This window comes from Bacillus sp. JJ1566, assembly GCF_036962685.1.
Taxonomy (GTDB): Bacteria; Bacillota; Bacilli; order Bacillales; family Bacillaceae_L; genus Ferdinandcohnia.
Map to the genome: position 1 here is coordinate 44175 of NZ_JBALOP010000043.1, position 19656 is coordinate 63830.

At 38.1% G+C, this 19656-nt stretch carries 17 protein-coding genes and 2 pseudogenes; 3 read left to right on the forward strand and 16 right to left on the reverse strand.

From position 1 onward, the window contains the following. Positions 1-218: 218 nt before the first annotated feature. The 13 genes and pseudogenes from V7112_RS16740 to V7112_RS16800 form a co-directional block, all read right to left on the reverse strand. On the reverse strand, positions 219-1397 hold the full coding sequence (locus V7112_RS16740; protein WP_438823903.1) for an NAD(P)/FAD-dependent oxidoreductase: 1179 nt from the start codon (positions 1395-1397) through the stop codon (positions 219-221). 66 nt (positions 1398-1463) lie between these two features. Then, positions 1464-2678, reverse strand: coding sequence for an NAD(P)/FAD-dependent oxidoreductase (locus V7112_RS16745; protein ID WP_335421856.1), 1215 nt, complete (start codon positions 2676-2678; stop codon positions 1464-1466). A 94-nt stretch (positions 2679-2772) separates the two neighbouring features. Continuing rightward, positions 2773-3078: pseudogene (locus tag V7112_RS16750) on the reverse strand ((2Fe-2S)-binding protein); the annotation flags it as partial. Then, positions 3075-3338 (reverse strand): (2Fe-2S)-binding protein, encoded by a 264-nt coding sequence (locus V7112_RS16755; protein ID WP_335421858.1) that lies wholly within the window; start codon positions 3336-3338, stop codon positions 3075-3077. The gene V7112_RS16755 and the pseudogene V7112_RS16750, both read right to left, overlap by 4 nt. Positions 3339-3451: 113 nt before the next feature. Then, a complete protein-coding gene (locus V7112_RS16760; protein ID WP_335421861.1) occupies positions 3452-4909 on the reverse strand; it encodes a Na+/H+ antiporter NhaC family protein in 1458 nt (485 codons plus the stop codon). Positions 4910-4988: 79 nt separating this feature from the next. Beyond that, positions 4989-5840: a D-amino-acid transaminase gene (gene dat, locus V7112_RS16765; RefSeq protein ID WP_335421862.1), complete on the reverse strand. Its 852-nt coding sequence runs from the start codon at positions 5838-5840 to the stop codon at positions 4989-4991. Positions 5841-5943: 103 nt separating this feature from the next. Then, positions 5944-7494 carry a Na+/H+ antiporter NhaC family protein gene (locus tag V7112_RS16770; protein ID WP_335421865.1) on the reverse strand — a complete coding sequence of 517 codons (1551 nt, stop codon included), beginning with the start codon at positions 7492-7494 and terminating at the stop codon, positions 5944-5946. A 257-nt stretch (positions 7495-7751) separates the two neighbouring features. Then, positions 7752-8606 carry a fumarylacetoacetate hydrolase family protein gene (locus V7112_RS16775; protein ID WP_335421867.1) on the reverse strand — a complete coding sequence of 285 codons (855 nt, stop codon included), beginning with the start codon at positions 8604-8606 and terminating at the stop codon, positions 7752-7754. Positions 8607-8663: 57 nt separating this feature from the next. Further along, positions 8664-9476 (reverse strand): TrmB family transcriptional regulator, encoded by an 813-nt coding sequence (locus tag V7112_RS16780; protein WP_335421869.1) that lies wholly within the window; start codon positions 9474-9476, stop codon positions 8664-8666. Between the two features lie 201 nt (positions 9477-9677). Then, entirely contained in the window at positions 9678-10889 is a 1212-nt protein-coding gene (locus tag V7112_RS16785) for an FAD-dependent monooxygenase (protein WP_335421872.1), read from the reverse strand. 74 nt (positions 10890-10963) lie between these two features. After that, positions 10964-12076, reverse strand: coding sequence for a cupin domain-containing protein (locus V7112_RS16790; RefSeq protein WP_335421874.1), 1113 nt, complete (start codon positions 12074-12076; stop codon positions 10964-10966). Positions 12077-12098: 22 nt separating this feature from the next. After that, entirely contained in the window at positions 12099-12596 is a 498-nt protein-coding gene (locus tag V7112_RS16795; protein ID WP_335421876.1) for a DinB family protein, read from the reverse strand. Between the two features lie 4 nt (positions 12597-12600). Further along, positions 12601-13545, reverse strand: coding sequence for a fumarylacetoacetate hydrolase family protein (locus V7112_RS16800; protein WP_335421878.1), 945 nt, complete (start codon positions 13543-13545; stop codon positions 12601-12603). 216 nt (positions 13546-13761) lie between these two features. Between V7112_RS16800 and V7112_RS16805 the strand changes: the two genes are divergently transcribed. Beyond that, positions 13762-14496, forward strand: a complete 735-nt coding sequence (locus V7112_RS16805; protein WP_335421880.1) for an IclR family transcriptional regulator — start codon at positions 13762-13764, stop codon at positions 14494-14496. Positions 14497-14704: 208 nt separating this feature from the next. Next, positions 14705-15685: a diaminopimelate dehydrogenase gene (locus tag V7112_RS16810; RefSeq protein WP_335421882.1), complete on the forward strand. Its 981-nt coding sequence runs from the start codon at positions 14705-14707 to the stop codon at positions 15683-15685. Between the two features lie 177 nt (positions 15686-15862). Here the strand turns inward: V7112_RS16810 and V7112_RS16815 are convergent, their stop codons facing one another. Then, positions 15863-17584 (reverse strand): sulfate adenylyltransferase, encoded by a 1722-nt coding sequence (locus V7112_RS16815; protein WP_335421884.1) that lies wholly within the window; start codon positions 17582-17584, stop codon positions 15863-15865. A 328-nt stretch (positions 17585-17912) separates the two neighbouring features. Here V7112_RS16815 and V7112_RS16820 point away from each other — a divergent pair, with 328 nt between their 5' ends. Further along, positions 17913-18593: a phosphoribosylaminoimidazolesuccinocarboxamide synthase gene (locus V7112_RS16820; RefSeq protein WP_335421887.1), complete on the forward strand. Its 681-nt coding sequence runs from the start codon at positions 17913-17915 to the stop codon at positions 18591-18593. A gap of 330 nt (positions 18594-18923) precedes the next feature. Here V7112_RS16820 and V7112_RS16825 read toward each other — a convergent pair whose 3' ends face one another. Further along, positions 18924-19196 carry a stage V sporulation protein S gene (locus V7112_RS16825; protein WP_335421889.1) on the reverse strand — a complete coding sequence of 91 codons (273 nt, stop codon included), beginning with the start codon at positions 19194-19196 and terminating at the stop codon, positions 18924-18926. Positions 19197-19213: 17 nt separating this feature from the next. Continuing rightward, positions 19214-19483 (reverse strand): annotated as a pseudogene (locus V7112_RS16830) (GrpB family protein); the annotation flags it as partial. Positions 19484-19656 lie beyond the last annotated feature (173 nt).

A 19656-nucleotide genomic window follows, 5' to 3' on the forward strand; every position in this document is an offset into this window, starting at 1 on the left:
ATTATTACTATTTTTACTATTAATACATAATTTACTGTGTTTTTATCATGTTGTCAACATGGTTTTTTAAATTATCAGAAAAATGAATCTACTATAATTATTAACTCTTTATTATTCATAGTAAAAACCCCTATGTAAAAGACTTATTTGTTTAATAGAACAAAACTAAGTCAACATCTTCTACAATAGGAGCTTTTTTTGTTATATAAATTTACACATCAATTCACAGCTGTTTTTACAAAACGATCATAACGTAAAGGATCGACTGGAATAATCGTTTCTTCTTTTTCACGGATTAACTCTTCTACCAATTTCCCTGTGACTGTTGCTAAACTTATGCCATCACCTTCATGTCCGGCTGCAATATAGAATCCAGGTACTCGATCCACTGCGGAAATAATCGGTAAATGGTCTTCAGTCCACGGTCGAAAACCAGTATAGGTTCGAATCATTTTAAAATCGTTTATTTTAGGGAAGAATCGGAGTGCTCTTTTAGCCATTGTTTCCACAACATTAATATCAACTCTTCCATCATACCCCACAAATTGACGACTGCTGCCAAGCAAGAAGTTTTGACTCTCTGTAGGCTCTAACACCAGTGCAACACCATGTTCCTTTGTTTGTGGATCTACCTTACGCTCACGGCCAAATTTATTCATTAAATAACCGAACTCCATCACATTTCGCATCATGATTGGCTGCTGCCTTGCACCAACAAGAATATGCCCTTTTCTCGGGACAATTGGGATATCAATATCAAGCATTCTTCCAATAAAAGGGGCCCATACGCCTGCAGCATTGACTACTTTTTTTGCAACATAGGTTCCACTTGTTGTTTCAATCGAAAAATCTTCTTTTTTCGTAATGGCAGTAACCTCTGAATGTGTACGCAATTTTAATCCATATTGCTTCGCCTTATCAATTAAAGAATAGCAGAATAAAAATGGGTTTATCAGTGAGTCTGTTTCACAAACCAGTCCCCCAGGGATATCATCAGCAAAAAATGGGGATTCCTGACGTATATCTGTTGGATCAAGAACATTAAATTTCAATCCCGCTTTACTTTGCGTGTCTACCCACTTTGTTGCAGCTTCCATTTCTTCATCATTATCACAAACGAGGATACTTCCTAATGCACGATATTCAAATGGCAAATCAAGTTCCCGATACAAATCAACAATGAGCTCCTGACTCACCAATGACATTTGGCTATCAAAACCGGGATCTTTATCAACGATTGTGACATTCCCATCACATCTTGAAGATGTACCGCTTACGAGATCCCCTTTTTCAATTAACATACAATCGATTCCGGCTTTTGAAAGATAGTATGCAATCGCGCATCCAACAATTCCACCACCGATAATGGCTACTTCCGTACGGTTACTCATATTCATATCTAGGATCCCCCTTGTTTTATTACCCAAAATAATAGAAAAAGAGACAAACACCGTGGACAAATCTTACATTACTTGCTCGTGTGCTTGAAACGCTCTCTCCATTTTTGCCCGTCCCTCATTGATTCCTGGATGGAATTGAATCGCTGCGTCTCTCCTGGTCGATTTCACGTTTTCCATTGCATGAAGCACTCGATCGCTTATGTCAGCAATATCTTTCAATTTTCGCTTAGCGATAGTTAGTCCTGCGAGTGTGCCTTGTGCACCAGCAACTTTTGCGCCTTCGATTCCTGTAATGTTTCCAGCAACGAATAACCCTTCAATCGGAGTTTCCATTTGTTCATTATGCACAGGCACATGTCCTCCAAGCTCATCAATATATTGGAATGGACAACCGATAACAGAAGCAAGCTCTACAAGTGGATAAAGTCCACCAGCTATACAAACAAAATCAACATCAATGATTTCTTCACTGCCTGGTATGCGTTCTCCATCAGGAGTCACCTTGCATATCGTTACGGACTCTACTTGATCTTTACCATTAATTTCAACGATTGCTTTACGGATGTTAATGGGCATTCCCCACATTTTTATGCCATTTTTAGGATAAAATTGCACAGCTAAATCGCGTATCCAAGCAGCCTTCGCAAATTTACTTCCAAACCTTAGAAAGGCAGACGGAGCTAGATGTGCTACACGAATTAACCCTTCCATCACATGCTTGGGATTTCCGGCTTGTTTCGTGACCGAGTTCAAGCTTGGCAAAACCATACTGTGTAGTCCGATTCCCGCTAAGTGCAGTTCATGTGCAATGGCGACTGACAAAACGTTAATCCCAGCGACGATTCCTTTTTCACCAACACGAACCCGATGCACATTGGTCATCACTTGCGCTGCACCGATGGACATTACCCCCGGGAGAGTCCATCCTGGTATTGGAGCTGGGGTTTCTGCTGCACCTGTTGCAAGAAGAAGGTTTTCGGCATTAAATTTGCCGATGTTTGTATGTATACAAAAGCCAGTACTTGTTTTTTCAATATGGTGAACGGAAACACTGCACCTGATATCCGTTTCCAAATCAGTTGCCTTTTGCAGCAATTTTTTAGCTTCTTCCAGCCCATTCCACCATTCGCCGTTTGACTCCTGGTAAAGCTGTCCTAGTAATCTCCCCCCTGGTTTTGGGAATTCATCAATTACGAGAACGTGTAAATCCCATTCACGACATGCAATAGCTGCTGACAAGCCTGCTGGACCCGCACCAATGACAACAACATCATACATGTGAATCTTCCTCCTTATTACCTTCGCGTTTTTTAGTAAATTCTGCGTATGTTCGAGGCAAATCATCTGCACTAGTTGTTTGACCGAATGGAAGCGGTTCCATTTTTCCACTTTCAATAATCATATCTTCCTGTAACTCCGTCAAGCATGCACGGACTCCTGACGTTTCATTGACAGTCATCCGACACTCATAGCAATGGCCAATATTGCAATAAATCCCGCGTGGTGTCCCACTTCCTTCATGTACACGTAAGAGACGAATACCGTTTGCAAGAAGTGCAGACGCAATGGTATCGCCTTCAAATCCTTGAAGCGTTTTTTGATCGTATGTAAAAGTAATTGGTTTTTTATTTTCTAAATTACCTAAAACAGGATGCGTTATGATACGGTTATGATTCATGACTGACCTCCTAATGATGATAGGGATACTGGTCTAACAGGCGGTTTTACATTTAACGGTATTTCATTTCCAGGTTTTTCCCCTTTTATCTCATGCAAAACGGAATCTACTGAAGTCCTGCATAAACGCCCACCACAATAGCCCATCCCAGCTCTTGTACGTAATTTCACTTCACGGGCAGAGCATTCGTACTTACTAACTGTGTTTTTGATGTCCTCTAATGTCACTTCTTCACATCTGCAAAGAATCAGATTATCCATCGGGTTAACCTCCTTTTTAAAATGTTAATTATCCCTAAATTTTCATAAACATTAAAAAGCAGAAGAAAGATTAAGACCTTCTTCTACTCTATTATACTATGATTTATTTAGAGTTAAACTCCGATATTTTTATTATTATTGTCATCTGCTAAGGATAGGGATTTAATTGGTTCTCCATCTCTTCCCATATAAGTCCTTCCCCAACCAGTTAATACAGAAAAGATCATAACAGCCAACAAAGCCCAACAATATATAATCCAAATACCTAGTTGTCCGGTTGATAGAACTGGAACTATTTCACCATAGACACTGTTAGCTTCAGCAGTTAATGAGACAACTAAAAATAGCGCGGGTGACCAAGGTAATACGAAGCACAGCGTATTTGCAAAAGCATCGAGTATATTGGCAATACGATATTTATGAATTTTATATTTATCCCCAATAGGCTTTGCATAAGAAATTCCTATTGCAAGAATAGGCGGTGCATTTAGCCCCATTACAGAAGTCAGTCCTAATGTTAATCCTCCAATAGAAGCTTCCGCACCTCTTGCAGTTGATATAAATTTTTCTGCAATACTCATTAATGCTTTATCACCATTTCCTACTTTCATAATATTGACACAAGCCATGATCAATAAGGCAAAAATACAGATATCAACCATCCCGCCAATTCCATTTACCAATACGCCTTGCGCAGCGCCATCCTGAATATAAATTAAATTTGAAAGACTGTTTAATTTAAATAGATGTGCAATAATAATCCCCACAACCGTTCCAATTGTCGTTGCACTAATTAAATGTGCCCCTTTAACTGCAAATATGATGGTTACGATTGCTGGAATAAGCATCACCAAACCCAATGGGTTCATATGTTGACTTAATTGATCATAGGGAAGGACATCCTGTGACGAACCACCCCCGCCAAAAATAGCCAGTAGAATGATCGTAATGATAGTTGCCGGAATTACATATCGAATCCTGGATTTCACAACGCCACCTACATCTGCACCTTGACTTGCTGCAGATGATATTGTTGTATCAGAAATTGGTGCAATATTATCTCCAAAAGCTGCTCCACCAACAATTGCGCCTGCCAATACAATCGGATCAGCGCCTAATAATATACCTGCCGGATATAAGACAGATATCCCTGCGATAATTGTTCCAAATGAAGTCCCTGTCGCAGTTGCAAATAAAGCACTGGCCACAAAGGATATAATGACAAAAAATGTACCAGTAGCACCTATATGATACGCAGCCCAAAGAATGCCATCAACTAATCCTGATTCTTTTAACACCTGTGCAAATACTCCGGCGAAAATCCAACATACGACTGGAATAACAGCAATCTTATCCGCCATACCTTCAATAACGGCCTGAGAATACTTTTCTTTATCCTTACTTAAAAAATAGGTTACCATAATTCCGATTAATGCGGCAGCCCACATACCTCTTAGGTCTGGCGCTTTAAGTAGTGAAATTAAGATTGCTATAATGATGAAAAGACCAAAAGGTATTAATGAAGTAAACCGACCACCATAAAATGGCACATTTGTAACTTCTTTATTCATTACTTTGCTCCCCCGATTCTTTATATGTTGATCTGAATCATTTTGTAACGACTTGTTTCACAACCCACTATTACTATTTTTAAAGAGAAGCAATCCCGCTCTTATGTGTAAGTTTGTATAATTCATCTTGGATGGTCTTCGTCATTTCACCTAGTTCAAGCTTTTTTCCATCAACTTTACGGATTGGAATAATGCCTAAGAACGTTACAGATAAAAAAGCCTCTTCTGCATGTAATAAAAAATCTTTATTAAAAGCCTGTTCAACCACTTCAATACTATGTTTCTCACAAATTTCTAACACTGTTTGTCTAGTAATCCCGTTCAATATATAGTTATCCGCTGGATGTGTGTAAAGCTTTTTTCCTTTTACGACAAACACATTGGATGAACTGCCTTCTGTAATCGTTTCACCTCTATGAAGTATGGCTTCAAAACAATTGTTCTTAATGGCTGTTTCTTTTGCTAAAACATTAGGTAACAAATTCAAACTTTTTATGTTACATCTCAGCCACCTAACATCTTCTACAAACATTGTTTCAACACCATTTGTATAAAAGTCTTCTGGTAATCTCGATGTTTCTGTCGTGTGTGCGATAAGTTTAGGTGCGACCTCTTCTTGAGGAAAGTGATGTGTTCTTGGTGCAACTCCTCGGCTTACTTGTAAATAAATAAAGCCAGTCAACAGATGATTTTTTTCAATAAGTTCCAGTATTTTTTTATTTAGTTCCTCTAAGGCGTATGGAAGGTTTAGTTCAATCTGATCTGCACTGTATTGAAGTCTCGCTAAATGTTTCTCTAATTTAAAGGGCGTTCCATTATAGACCCCAATCACTTCATAAACACCGTCGCCAAATACATACGCTCTGTCCAAAAAATCAATTTGAACCTCTTCCCTTTGAACAATTTGGTCATTATCAAGAACATAACTCATTATTAAACAACCCCCTCAATCAAGTTCATTAATTCACTCATAGACATTTGGAGTATTATTAATCATACGAAAATTCAAATAACTAATTTTGCACTTATACCTTTTAATTTGATGCATCCATTTCATAAGAACTACTTGTAGAATATTTATTTTTTAGTAAATAACCAACTAAAGCAAGGATTAGAATTGTTGAAAGAAGACCAATAATCACGTTGTTAGTGAAGCCTAGGATCATGTAACCAAAAATTGAAACAAGTCCACATATTAATGCATATGGCAATTGTGACATAATGTGGTCAATAGCATGTACACCGCTTCCAATTGAAGAGAGAATAGTTGTGTCTGACAACGGAGAGCTATGTTCACCAAATATACATCCTGCAAGAACAGCACCGAATACTGGTATGACATATGTTGGGTCGATGATGGCCATGATTTCGCCACCTATTGGTAGCATTAAAATTAATGTTCCAAATGTACTTCCTGTTGAAAAGGACATAATAGCTGCAAAAACAAAGAAAATCACTGAGAACCACGAAAGCGTTGTCGTATCATTAAAGAGTGTCGCTAAAAAGGTTCCAACACCTAATTCTCCAATAATTTCCGCTGTAATTAGTGCCAGAAATAAGATCAAAACACTTGGTAACGTGGTTTTCAAACCTGCCACCATGGCTGTTTTTATATCTTTTGACGAAGTCTTCCTTACAACTAATTTTAGTAGAGAAATGATACAAGCCAACAAACTACCATAAACAAGACCAGTCGTAACATCCATATTTGTTAAAATCCCACTACCTGTGATGGGTCCATCAATATTTGAGATACCAATCCAAAGCGCTATCACGATAGTTGCTACAACGAGAGATAGAACAGGAAGCATTAGATCAACCACTTTTCCGTCTGTTCTAGCTGGTAACTCATTATCACTTTGTCCTGGTACAACTCCTCTAGAGGTATCAAATAAAATTCCTTCTTGAGTTGCTCGTTTTTCATCACGTCGCATCTGTCCGAGGTTTATTCCAAAATAAGCAACCATAAATGCCATTAAAAGACATGTAATCGCGTAATAATTGTTCGGGATTGTTAAGATAAAAGCTTCAAAAGCCCCATAATTTGTAATCCCATTATCAGATAAAATCCCACCCATAATAGCAGCAGTTGCAGCTGCCATACCTGATAAAGGTATGATTAGGATGATTGGTGCAGAAGTTGAATGAACTAAATATGATAATTTCGATCGCGAAATTCGATGATTATCAGTTATTGGCCTCACAACATTACCACGTAGTAAACAACTACAAGCATCATCAAAAAAGATAACAAAGCCTAATAAAAGTGTAACCAATTTAGCCTGAAATTTTGTTTTGACCTTTTTAAGTGCCCATTCCGAGAAAGCTAGAATTCCACCTGAAAGATAAATAAGCGAAGTCATTATTCCTATCAGTAAAACAAAGATAAGTATTTTGCTATCGCCTAGCAATACACCCTTCATAATTTCAAAAATAGTACCAACACTAGCTAAAACATTCCACTGCTCTATGATGATTGCGCCTAAAACGATTCCTACTCCCAGCGATAAGAAAATTCTTCGTGTGAATATAATTAAAGCGATTGTGATGACTGATGGCAGTAGAGATAATATTGTTCCTTCCATTAATTAACCTCCTTTTTCGTATTTGATAATTTCACAACCTAACCTCTAGGAACAAAAATTTGTTATCCACCTCCCGACACGAAAACGATTACATTTTTTTAACTTCCATCCTAAAAAGACATCCATTCTGTTCAAGAAGTAGTTCGTTTCGTTTATTTCCAATAAAAAGAATGTGCGGATAACCTTACCTATATCAATAATTATCCACACATTCTAGTTGTTTTCTTTTTATGATGGTGACAAATTTTCTTGACTAATTATTCAAGCACGTTCGTAAGGGATCCAAGTTTTTCTATAGAAATTGTAACTTCATCCCCTGATTTTAACCATATCTGTTCTTCTTCAGGATAGCCGACAATAACCCCGGATGGTGTACCAGTGTAAATTAGATCACCTGGCTTTAGTGTCATATATTGCGAAGCATAACTCACAATTTCTGAGCAATTAAAAATCATATCTTTTGTATTCTCTGATTGGCGTGTAACACCGTTTACTTTACACTCAATTTTCAAATTGTGAATATCATCGATTTCATCTGCTGTTACGAGATATGGACCAACAGGGGCGTACTGATCACCTGTTTTCCCTAATAGCCACTGACTTGTACGAAATTGGAAACCACGTTCCGAAAAATCATTTCCAACGCTGTAGCCAAACACATAATCAAGTGCCTCTTCTTCACTTACATTTTTCGCTGTCTTGCCTATCACAATGACAAGTTCTGCTTCGTAATCAAACTTTTCCCCATTTTTCGGGAGTTCAATGATCTCACGGTGTGCAGCAAGTGCATTATTAAATTTGCTAAACAACACCGGAGAAGTAGGTACTGGAAGATTTGCTTCAGCTGCATGTTTTGCATAGTTTAAGCCTACGCAAATAATCTTCTCGGGGCTTGTGACAACTGGCGCATAAGTAAGAGTCGATTCATCCACATATGAAACAGTTGCATTTTGTATAGCATCTTGAAGCTCTGTTAATCCTTCAGTTCCTTGAGAAATAACCTCTTCCATCGTTATAAGGCTATCAAATAAAGAGGTCGTATCAATGATTCCTTCTTCCGTTTTAATCCCTAAGCGTATTTCACCATCTTGTTTAAAATTTAATAGTTTCATATTTTTTCTCCTTATCTGTAAAGTTTTTAAACTTGAATCTAATAAAAGCAGCTTGGTTTAAAATTCATTAATGTGCTTGTCAAAATCTTCCCCATATCGGTTTTTTAGTTCTTCCTTAAATTCATACGTCAATCGATTAACTAGAATATCATGGCGAATATAGTTACTAGTTGTCATCACTGTGGAAGGATGGCTTGAGATTACAGCATGAGCACCTTCCCCCTCACTAAGAGTTTTGAATATAATTGATTTTTCATTATCAATAACTATACAAAGTTCTCCTACATGGCGTCGTAACGCATTATCAATTTGAAAGTGGGTAAATTTTTTCCATGGTACCTTCAATTCTGCTTCATCAAATGTTAGAGTGACAATTTCCACACCTCGGTTATACGCAGCCTGTAAAGTCTCCATCAAAACCTTTAATTCTTCCGTCCAACCATTCAAAAGAATTTGAGTGTTAGAATTTTCGATTGCAGATTGAATCGCATCAATGGATGCCGAGTAACCATGTATCGTAAAAAGCTCTGTCCAATTCGTATCACTAATCGTAGAGATTTCTTCAAGAGCTTTTTCTAAAAAGTTCGCATTCTCCGAGAACGCTTTCCTTTTTTGATCAAGTAGTTCCTGATAAGAGACTGGTATGTATCCGATTTTGTTTCCTTTGTCTCCTCCTGAAACGCTACTAACAATTTCACGATCCTGCATTTTTCGAAGTGTTTCATACACTTTCGGAGCCGGAACACCTGAAAGTGTAGCAATTATATTGCCGTTTGATGGATGTGAACGCAAAAGGGCGATATACACCTTTGACTCGTACTCCGTAAATCCAAATTCTTTTAAACTATTTACAATTTCATTAATTTTCAATTAATTCAACTCCTTAAATAGATATTACTACCTCGGTAGTAAAAGTGTCAATATGTATAATTAAACTTTTTAGTTTGTAGGAAAAAAACATTAAACGGAGATGCACAGCATCATCATTATTGCGGAGATTTTCGCTTAAGCAAAATAAAAAACAATAAAGGAGTTTTCCTCTATTGCTTTTTATCCAAGTATATAAATCTGTTAGTTTACTTCTTCAAGAACTTTCTTATATCCATGGAATTGATCAACATACTTGAAATCCTTGTCTGTACGATTTTCTAAAATCTTGTTGCGGAGCAATGTTGTGATTGGATTCGTTGAATGGATAATTTCACCCCAGTTTCTAGCACTTGTTTGTACATAGGCAGTACGCGGTAGACGTTCTTTTTGATACTCTACAAATGCCTGTTGATAATTATCACCATATTTTCTGACCATATCGGCCAAGTATCCAGCATCCTCTAATGCTTGGCAAGCCCCTTGTGCCAAATATTGAAGCATCGGGTGAGCAGCATCGCCCATCAAGGTAATGTTTCCTTGTGTCCAGTTTTCAATTGGATTACGGTCATACATCGGCCATCTTCTTTGTCTTGAGATGTACGAAATTGCTGTCCTCACACGGTCACATTTATCCTTAAAAAACTCATCCATTTCTTCTGGGGTTCCCCACTGATCCGTATGCTCAATTTCTTTTCGATACTGGCTGCTTTTAAACACTACGACTTGGTTGTATAGCTCACCACGTCTGACCGGATATTGAACAACGTGCATGTTTGGTCCAATAAACATATACACATCTTCTGGGTCTCCTACATTCGCATTCGCTACTTCCTCCATAGGTATAGCCCCACGATATGCTACGTATTCAGAGCAAACTGGCTCATCGTCAACAAATAATTTACGTGTATTTGACCAAATCCCATCTGCACCAATTACAGCAGAGCCTGTAAAGGAATCTCCAGCAGCAGTAAATACCTCAACAGAATCGCCATTATCAGCTGCTGTTTTGATTTCTTGATTTGTAACAAGTTCAATATTCGGGTGTGCCTTACATGCATCAAGAAGAGCCTTATGAAGATCAGTTCGATGCAATACAATATACGGTGCACCATATCTTTCTCGATACACTTGACCTAAGTCAAGTGCGGATAATTCCTCACCTGTATACGCATCCATTAATACTAAACGTTTTGGAAAGACGGCAACTTCATTGATTTTATCCATGACACCTAGTTTTTGTAATACATTTGTTGCATTGGCAGCAAGCTGAATTCCGGCGCCTACTTCCCCAAATTCCGGTGCTTGTTCTAATACTTTTACATATTTATCGCCTTGGGCAAGTCCAAGTGCCGTTGCCAATCCGCCTATTCCTCCACCCACAACGATAATCGGATTCTGTTTGCTGTTTGTCATTTTTATCCTCTCCTTTACTAGTGAAATATGTAGGGAAACAACAAGATTGCTTCACCTTTAAAAAATTCCGATCCTTATCTAAAATCAGGTTTGAACTCTCCAGTAACCGTCTGATGTCCATTGTTTTTCTCGTATTGTTCTTCTCTTTCTAGTTCAAAGCGATCCATAATTGGAAGATCATTAACCGAGAATAGGTAAGAATCCTCCGCAGAAACATGCTCATACCAGGCCCAGTTTGGTACAACGAAATAGTCGCCTGCTTTCCAATCAAAGCGAACACCATTAATAATCGTATAACCAGATCCTTTATACGCATGATAAATAGTTGAATGTGTATGGCGTAGGGCTGTTGTGTTGAATCCTTTTGGAAGGAACTGCATTCTTGTACCCATCGTTGGGTTAGCAGACTTTCCAGTAGTTGGATTAATATAATCCACCGCAAAGCCATGGTTTGGATTTGGATCAAATTCCATTAAACCTTTAATTGCGTCAACCGTACGACTCCATTTATAGTTTGCTAGCGGAGCTACATCATATTTTTCATCACCAACTGGACGCACCATTCCACCTCTGTATCGTTTTTCAGAGAAGTTGTCAGGAACATTCGGTTGTTGCAAACCATCTGCATAAGGCTCAAAGAATGTACCACCAAGATTATAAATCGTCGGAATATCCAACGCATCCATCCAAATCATCCGCTTATCGCCAAGATGACCATGCCCATGCCAGAGGTTTTTTGGCGTGATGAGGAAATCCCCTTCTTCCATAAAAATTCGTTCCCCTTGAACAATTGTATAAGCGCCTTCACCTTCAGTAATAAAACGAAGCGCAGATTGTGTATGGCGATGCGATGGTGCTTGTTCCCCAGGTAATAGAAGCTGAACGGCAGCATATAAAGTTTGAGTCGTTGACACATGACCCCAAGGCTGACGATATGTTAATCCTGGATTTTGAAAATAGATAGCGCGACGTTCCCCACCACGTTCTGGGGTAAAAATATCAGCGGCTTCCATTAATTTCTTTTCAATCAGTTCTCCTGTCCATAAGTAGGCTTGTGCATGAGGTTCTGGAGTTTTATTCATTACTTCTGGAATCGCTTCCCATAATGGTCCAAGATTATATTGCTGAATGTCCTTCGTAAAATCCTTTACATCTTGATCTTTAAGGTAACTTGCTTTTTCAGCCATTTTAAACCTCTCCTCTTTTTTATTAATTTGAACTTTTGCTGCTTAATTTGGATAGATTACGTTGGATCTGACCCTCATGTTTGTTCACGTGCCCATCAATTAAATGCTCAATAATAAATGACAGCGGTTTCGTTCCAAAGTTTGGATTCACGCTTGTCGCTTCTGCCGAAAGCTGTTTCTCCGTTAAATTTTCAATTCCGGCTTGAACCGTTTGTTTGACCTTTTCAAGCTCCTTAACCATTTCGTTTACAGAAATCGCATTGACTGTTTCTGGCTTAACGGCTTCCAAACGACCCTCATGTAGATGGTTTCTACCCCATACTTTTCCTGGTGTTTCTACAAGCTGCTCGATTTCTTCGACCCAATACGGTAATGCTTCAACAATATGGGCGATAATTTGCATGATTGACCATTCATCATTTGTTGGCTGCCAACGAATGGTTTCTTCTGATAAACCACTTATTGTTTCTATGATTCTATCAATCGATTCATTAACAGAAGTAATATAATTTTGCGTCATGTTCCTATTCCTCCCTCGTTTTCCTTACTGTGTTCTCTAACACACCGACTTTTTCGATTTCGACGCGCACAACATCGCCGTCCTTTAACCAAACTTGCGGTTCCATTGCTTGAATAACACCTCCAGGAGTTCCAGTGATCACAATATCGCCCGGCTCCAATGTAACCAATTGTGATAAAAAGGATACTAAACGTTTCACTGTAAACACTTGATTAGCTGTGTTTGTTCGTTGACGCTCTTCACCGTTAACGGTTAACACCATTTCCAATGTTTGCGGATCATCGATTTCATCTGCAGTAACTAACCAAGGCCCAAGTGGTAAGCTTCCATCTACTGTTTTACCTTGCAGCCATTGTAATGTGCGTCTTTGAATATCACGATACGTAACATCATTTGCGACTGAATATCCTGCAACATAATCAAGTGCATCTTCTTCTGAAACATTTTTCGCACGTTTGCCGACAACAAATGCAAATTCCGCTTCATAATCCAATTGCTCAGAAACAGGTTGGAACGGAATATCATCCTCTGGACCGATAATGGTATTCGCAAACTTTGCAAATAATACTGGATGTGATGGAATCTGGCGCCCCATCTCTAAAATATGCTCGCGGTAGTTGTGTCCAACCGCAAAAATTTTCCCCGGTTTTTGTAATGGTGCTTCGATTCTAACTTCTTCCCTGTTATAAATGAGTTGATGGGCATATGTATCTGGATTTTCTAATGCGTAATTAACTGCCTTCTGTGCAATTTCAAAACTTTCTTTACCACCTTGTAAAAACGCTTCCATTTCAGAAGGAACAAATGCCTCTGCTATCTCCTTAAAGCGATATTTTCCTTCACTTTGTAATTGAGCTTGATAGGCATAATTTAGATCGATTACTTTATTGTCATCCGTGATTGCTCCAATTCTTGTATAACCGCCTGTAGTATAAGTAATAAGTTTCATCGTATTCTCCCTTTTTGTTGTAATTTTTTATGAATATTTGCACACTCATAATATTAGAAATGGTGCAGTATGTTTTACAGTAAAATCACCCACCTTTAAAACGAATTCCACTATTGTGATAATGAGTTATACTATATATAATAATTATATGTCAGAATTTTTTATAAAGTCAATGTCAAAATAATTTAATTTTACTGATAATTAGGGAGAGTCGAAATGGAAACAAAAAAAAGCAGAGATACCATCCAATCACTAAGTATTGGAATTTCAATTTTAGATACCATTGCAAAGGCGAAGAGGCCGTTGAAGATTACAGAAATACAAGAAGAGACAAACATAACAAAAAGCAATTTATATAAATATATCAATACCCTTGTCCAAGATGACTTAATTTTTCGAGATCAGAATAGTGGATTGTATCACTTAGGTTCAAGATTGATTCAATACGGAATGACTGCTATGGGGAATCAGGATATCCTCGCAATCATTTCACCCTATTTACAATCGATTAGTGAACATACAAACAATACGGCTCTATTCTCAGTACCAACGTTTAATGGACCAGTGGTTGCAAAAATCACCCGCTCCAATCAGATCTTAAATATTGGTGCCGAGATTGGAACGTTACTTCCACCAAATTCTGCGGGCGGAAAAATTTTTAATCTATTTGCGGAGCAGCATAAAACAAAAAATTGGAGAGAAAACTACAATTCTACTATCATTGATGATTCTAGTGAGAACGAGACGATATGGAGGGAAAAAATCGCTTTTGCTAAGGAACCTTTGATATCTGAAGTGTCATCTGTTGCTATACCTGTTCTGAATTATCTCAATGAATTAATCGGGATTATTACAATTGTCGGTTTTTCATCTGATATACCAGAAACGATTGAAGACACACAAAGTAAATTCCTGCAAAAAATGCAGATGGAAATTTCGAAGAACTTTTAAGAGGTCATATTAAGATTTTCTTTTAATTGATTGTTTACTAAGGAAAAAACTTATTCGAACAGCGAAGAAAAATATTGGCATATTGGGAATGTTTCTATTAATATAAGTATTATCAAATGGGACAGAGGGACAGGTCCCTCGTCCCACCATCATTGGAAGATGCGACAGTGAACCTGTCCCTTCGTCCCATAGTAAAGGAGAAATGGATATGAGCAACAAAATTAGACTAGGTATCGTAGGTTACGGTAATCTTGGAAAAGGTGCCATTAAGGCTATTAAACAATCTCCTGACATGGAATTAGTAGCGGTTTTTACAAGAAGAGATCCAGGAAGCTTAAAGCTTGAGGATGCAAATGTAAAAGCTGAGCATATTTCAAATGCAAGTGATTATCAAGGCAAAATTGATGTGATGCTGCTTTGTGGAGGATCTGCTACAGATCTACCTGAACAAACTCCACAATTCGCTAGCATGTTCAATACGGTAGATAGTTTCGATACGCATGCAAAGATTCCTGAATTCTTCCAATCTGTTAATGAGGCTGCAAAAAATACAACAGCCATCATTTCAGTAGGCTGGGATCCAGGTTTATTCTCAATCAACCGTGTAATGGCTGATGCGATTTTACCAAATGGCGAAAATTACACATTCTGGGGTAAAGGTCTAAGCCAAGGCCACTCTGATGCCGTTAGACGTGTAAAAGGTGTTAAAAACGGCGTCCAATATACCATTCCTTCTGAGGATGCAATGGATAAGGTTCGCAGTGGTTCAAATCCTGAACTAACAACGGCTGAAAAACACCGTCGTGTCTGCTATATAGTTGCCGAGGAAGGCGCAGATACAGCAGCCATCGAAAATGAAATTAAAACAATGCCAAACTACTTCGCTGATTATGATACAGAAGTAAATTTTATCTCTGAAGAGGAATTAACTCGTGACCACTCGAAAGCTCCACACGGCGGGTTTGTGATTCGCGGTGGACAAACAAGTGAAGACACAACACAAATTTACGAATTCTCTTTAAAACTAGACAGCAATCCTGAGTTTACTTCGGCTGTATTAGTTGCATATGCAAGAGCTGCGTATCGCCTAAGCCAAGAAAAGCAATTCGGTGCAAAAACAGTATTCGATGTAGCGCCAAGCTATATCTCTCCAAAATCACCAGAGCAATTAAGAAAAGATTACCTATAAAAATAACAAAAAATCACTCACACATTTGCGAGTGATTTTTTGCTTTTATCAAATGCGCCTTGGCGTATTTGTGCCCAGATTTTTTCGAGTTAGCTCGAAAAGTTTCCTTTGAAAATCTGTGGCATCCACCGGAGGTTTAACTTTGTTCAGTGGGTTTACCCAACTGAATAAAGTTAATTATTCATCGCTACCTCTATACCTTTTATATGGAAGTGGGTTCCAAATCCGGTATTGAAGATCCTCTGAACGAAGTGGTGCCGGAATATCATCAAAAATTTTCTGTGCCACTTCTAATTCACGCTCAGCTTCTGACTTATCCTGGTACATAAATTCATCTGAAGCTTGTTCCAGCGCTTTATTTACCTTTTCTTCTAAATTTTCAACAATCATTTCCTGCTGTCGATGAATCGATTCCCTCGCAAAAGCCACCCAATCAGGCTGTGCCGAGCGAAGTGTGTCAGAAACATAGCTAAACTCTTTAAAAATGTCTCTATAAATTTTATCCGCATTTTCACGTGCGTCCATAATGACTGTCTCTAAATCTTCAATCGTAAGCTCCTCAACCTCAAGCGGCTTTCTACGCTTCGGACCACCTATTCCTGATCTCGTTAAATAATATGGGAAAATACTTTTTATCGTTTTACCAACCGGTGAGATTGCCATATGATTCTCATCTACACCTTTTGGCTGCACGCCCTGGATTGCAATTCGTGCTGATTCTGGTCTCACGATTTCCTTTGGTGGTAACACGCCATATCTTAGTAATTCACGAATTCCTGTACCCGAAATATTAATCCGATATTGCTCATCATGTGGACATGTTTGTTCAGTTGCTTGTGTACTGCAACGCGTACAATAAAATACTTCATGGAACAAGCGAATATCAATCCCTAATTCATCTGGTGTGAATTCATCAAAAATTGTATGGCTTGCATATTTGTCATAAAAATCACCGATACCCGCATGATCTCGTCCGATAAGCGCATGTGTACACCCATAGTTTTTCATAATCAAAGCATGAAGAACGGCTTCACGTGGCCCCGCAAAAATATAAGTAACTCGTAATGGCGCAAGAATGGTTCTTTCCTTTGGATAATATGTATCCAGCACACTGCGGTAGGACAACATCCGAAACTCATGTCGTGTATATTCACGCTTTGCCATTTCTACCAGCGGCTGAACGAATAAACCTTCTAACTCTTCTAATGCATTTCTATGAATATACTCATGTCCGCGGTGTAAAGGATTTGCCCCTGTAATAAATCCACCAACCGATTTAAATTTCTTCTTTTCATAAAAGAGCTTCCATGTTTCTTTCGGTTCCATTCGAATATCTTCAAATGGGCCCCAATGAACGCGGCGAAGCAATGTTATTGGTCCAGCCAATGCCGTATCCCCCATACGGCGATAGATTGAATCTACTCCTGGGTGGTTACGGTCGTTTGTGCCAAAAAGATGCGTTGCACGGAATTCACGATCATAGTGAAAAATATCATTCAATTTAAGAATGGCTACCGGCTCTCTCGTTTCATCCGCAAGAGCGACCTCATCCCCAACTGATAATGTTTTAATAATCTGCTGGTTTCGATCACCAATTGGCGCGAAACTAAGTGGCACCGGCCAAACAACTCCATTTTTCAAGCGGCCTTTCGTCAGAACAGACTTGTAATCTTCTTCATCCATAAAACCTTCATTAGGAGACAATACCCCTGTTGCGATCATTTCAAGTGTAATGACAGCCTCCAAATCCACCATGATCATTGGCAACTGCTTCGCTCTTTCCATCGCCTCATCGCGTTCTTTCCCCGTAAGAACACGATTGACTAATTTGCCACCATGTGGCTGTTGCGGATAGCTTGCTAGTGTTTTTTCATCTAAAACATCCGTAGATTGATTCATTATTTATATCACCCTCCCCTTATCACTTATATTCTATTGATATTCTTTATATCCTTCTTAAAACGTATTATTTTTCGGAAAATTCGGTAAAGATTATAACAAAAAGACTTTAATGGTAAACCTGACTAAGAATAATAGATTAATAGAATGGATTTTCGGTTTAAATTCGCGGTATGTTCCTATTTCATTAATATTCCCCCCTCAAACTCCTCCAAATTCTTAACATTCATATATAATTCCATTAAAATATTTCGTTATTTACTCTTGTGTAATCACCATTTTATCTTTATGATTATTATGTTGTTAAATTTCGCGTAGGAGGATTAACATGAAGCTAACATACACAGGTAAAACAAAAGATGTCTATGAATTACAGGACGGGAAATACTTACTACAATTTAAAGACGATGTAACAGGTGTTGATGGTGTTTTTGATCCAGGTGCAAATACAGTTGGTTTAACAATTGAAGGTGCAGGTCGTGCTGGATTAAAATTAACAAAATACTTTTTCGAGATATTAAATGAAAAAGGGATTCCAACTCACTATATTGACGCTGATATCGATCAGGCAACCATGACAGTCAAACCGGCTGAAGTATTTGGTAGTGGTCTTGAAGTCATTTGCAGATACCGTGCTGTAGGTAGTTTCTTGCGCCGATATGGTTTATATGCTGAAGAAGGACAATCCTTGGATGCTTTTGTTGAAGTAACCTTAAAAGATGACCATCGCGAAGATCCTCCAATTAGTGAAGATGCTTTGGACATGCTCGGCATTTTAACTAAAGAAGAATATCAAGTATTAAAAAGCCTTACCCAAGAAATTGCAGGTATCGTCAAGGATGAGCTTGCGAAGAAGGGTATCGAACTCTATGATATAAAATTCGAATTCGGACGTACCGGCGAGAACAGAGAAATCGTTCTAATCGACGAAATCTCTGGTGGAAACATGCGCGCCTACAAAGATGGCGAATACATCGAACCACTAGAATTAGAGAAATTGTTTTTATAATAATTGGGACAGAGGGACAGGTCCATTGACCCTTTAAAGAAAATATTACTATGTATGCAAAAAAACACTTCTTATTGATTATAAAGGGTTCCGTTTTAAGGTACTTTTCTAAAAATCATCACCGAAATGACGATCCTTTTGACATCGAAAATGGCACATAAAAAAAGCAAAACTCGCCCCAAGAATGAACTGCACCTCCATTGTTAGTTTTTTGTCTAACAATTTTGGTGCAGTCCAGAATGGCGAGTTTTCATTGTTATAAATTCCTAATCTTCTTTTACTAAAGCACCCCGTTAGCACAATTCTTTTATTGATCTTATCAACGAAAATCTATCTTTTTTTTCTAGGACCTACAATTAATTTGATTGCTGTTCTATTTTCATTATTGATTAAAACATCAGTAAATGCAGGAACAAAAACCAGATTAACACCGCTTGGAGCTACAAATCCTCTTGCAATCGCGATGGCTTTAATCGCTTGATTTAAAGCACCAGCTCCAATCACTTGAATTTCTGTATTTCCTCTTTCGCTTAATACGCCTGCAATTGCACCCGCAACTGAATTCGGATCTGATTTTGATGATACTTTTAATACATTATCCATATAAAATCCCCCCCCCGTTATTTAATCGCTTGATATGATCGCTGGAAACAATGAAATATCGTATCTTTAATAGTATTCAAATTCAAATCAAACAGAACTATTGAACTTGTACTGCCTACATTAAGCCCATAAAAACTAGAAAGCTCTTGAACTGCTTTTTGGAAGCGGACAGCATCAACTCGTACTTGTATATCTAAATCTTCCTTTGTAATGCTGTTTGGAGTAGCTGAGCTACCCACGTGCTGTATATCAGCTTCTGGAAGTACATTTGTAATTAAGGATTTAGATAATAAAAATGTTTTCTCCGCCTTTTAATTAAATGAATTATTTTTTGTAAAGTTTACCCTCTCCATATGACTCACCACCTATTAAAAACGTAATCTTCTAACTATCCTGCGCCTTTAGTTTAATTAATTCTATGAAAAGAGCGTTAATCCTTTGTGAACTGCACCCCAATTGT

What these genes read in the sequence shown, in the direction of transcription:
- V7112_RS16740 (WP_438823903.1), bottom strand. Translation starts at nt 1,397, where the DNA reads ATGAATATGAGTAACCGTACGGAAGTAGCCATTATCGGTGGTGGAATT.
- V7112_RS16745 (WP_335421856.1), bottom strand. Translation starts at nt 2,678, where the DNA reads ATGTATGATGTTGTTGTCATTGGTGCGGGTCCAGCAGGCTTGTCAGCA.
- V7112_RS16755 (WP_335421858.1), bottom strand. Translation starts at nt 3,338, where the DNA reads ATGGATAATCTGATTCTTTGCAGATGTGAAGAAGTGACATTAGAGGAC.
- V7112_RS16760 (WP_335421861.1), bottom strand. Translation starts at nt 4,909, where the DNA reads ATGAATAAAGAAGTTACAAATGTGCCATTTTATGGTGGTCGGTTTACT.
- dat (WP_335421862.1), bottom strand. Translation starts at nt 5,840, where the DNA reads ATGAGTTATGTTCTTGATAATGACCAAATTGTTCAAAGGGAAGAGGTT.
- V7112_RS16770 (WP_335421865.1), bottom strand. Translation starts at nt 7,494, where the DNA reads ATGGAAGGAACAATATTATCTCTACTGCCATCAGTCATCACAATCGCT.
- V7112_RS16775 (WP_335421867.1), bottom strand. Translation starts at nt 8,606, where the DNA reads ATGAAACTATTAAATTTTAAACAAGATGGTGAAATACGCTTAGGGATT.
- V7112_RS16785 (WP_335421872.1), bottom strand. Translation starts at nt 10,889, where the DNA reads ATGACAAACAGCAAACAGAATCCGATTATCGTTGTGGGTGGAGGAATA.
- V7112_RS16790 (WP_335421874.1), bottom strand. Translation starts at nt 12,076, where the DNA reads ATGGCTGAAAAAGCAAGTTACCTTAAAGATCAAGATGTAAAGGATTTT.
- V7112_RS16795 (WP_335421876.1), bottom strand. Translation starts at nt 12,596, where the DNA reads ATGACGCAAAATTATATTACTTCTGTTAATGAATCGATTGATAGAATC.
- V7112_RS16800 (WP_335421878.1), bottom strand. Translation starts at nt 13,545, where the DNA reads ATGAAACTTATTACTTATACTACAGGCGGTTATACAAGAATTGGAGCA.
- V7112_RS16805 (WP_335421880.1), top strand. Translation starts at nt 13,762, where the DNA reads ATGGAAACAAAAAAAAGCAGAGATACCATCCAATCACTAAGTATTGGA.
- V7112_RS16810 (WP_335421882.1), top strand. Translation starts at nt 14,705, where the DNA reads ATGAGCAACAAAATTAGACTAGGTATCGTAGGTTACGGTAATCTTGGA.
- V7112_RS16815 (WP_335421884.1), bottom strand. Translation starts at nt 17,584, where the DNA reads ATGAATCAATCTACGGATGTTTTAGATGAAAAAACACTAGCAAGCTAT.
- V7112_RS16820 (WP_335421887.1), top strand. Translation starts at nt 17,913, where the DNA reads ATGAAGCTAACATACACAGGTAAAACAAAAGATGTCTATGAATTACAG.
- V7112_RS16825 (WP_335421889.1), bottom strand. Translation starts at nt 19,196, where the DNA reads ATGGATAATGTATTAAAAGTATCATCAAAATCAGATCCGAATTCAGTT.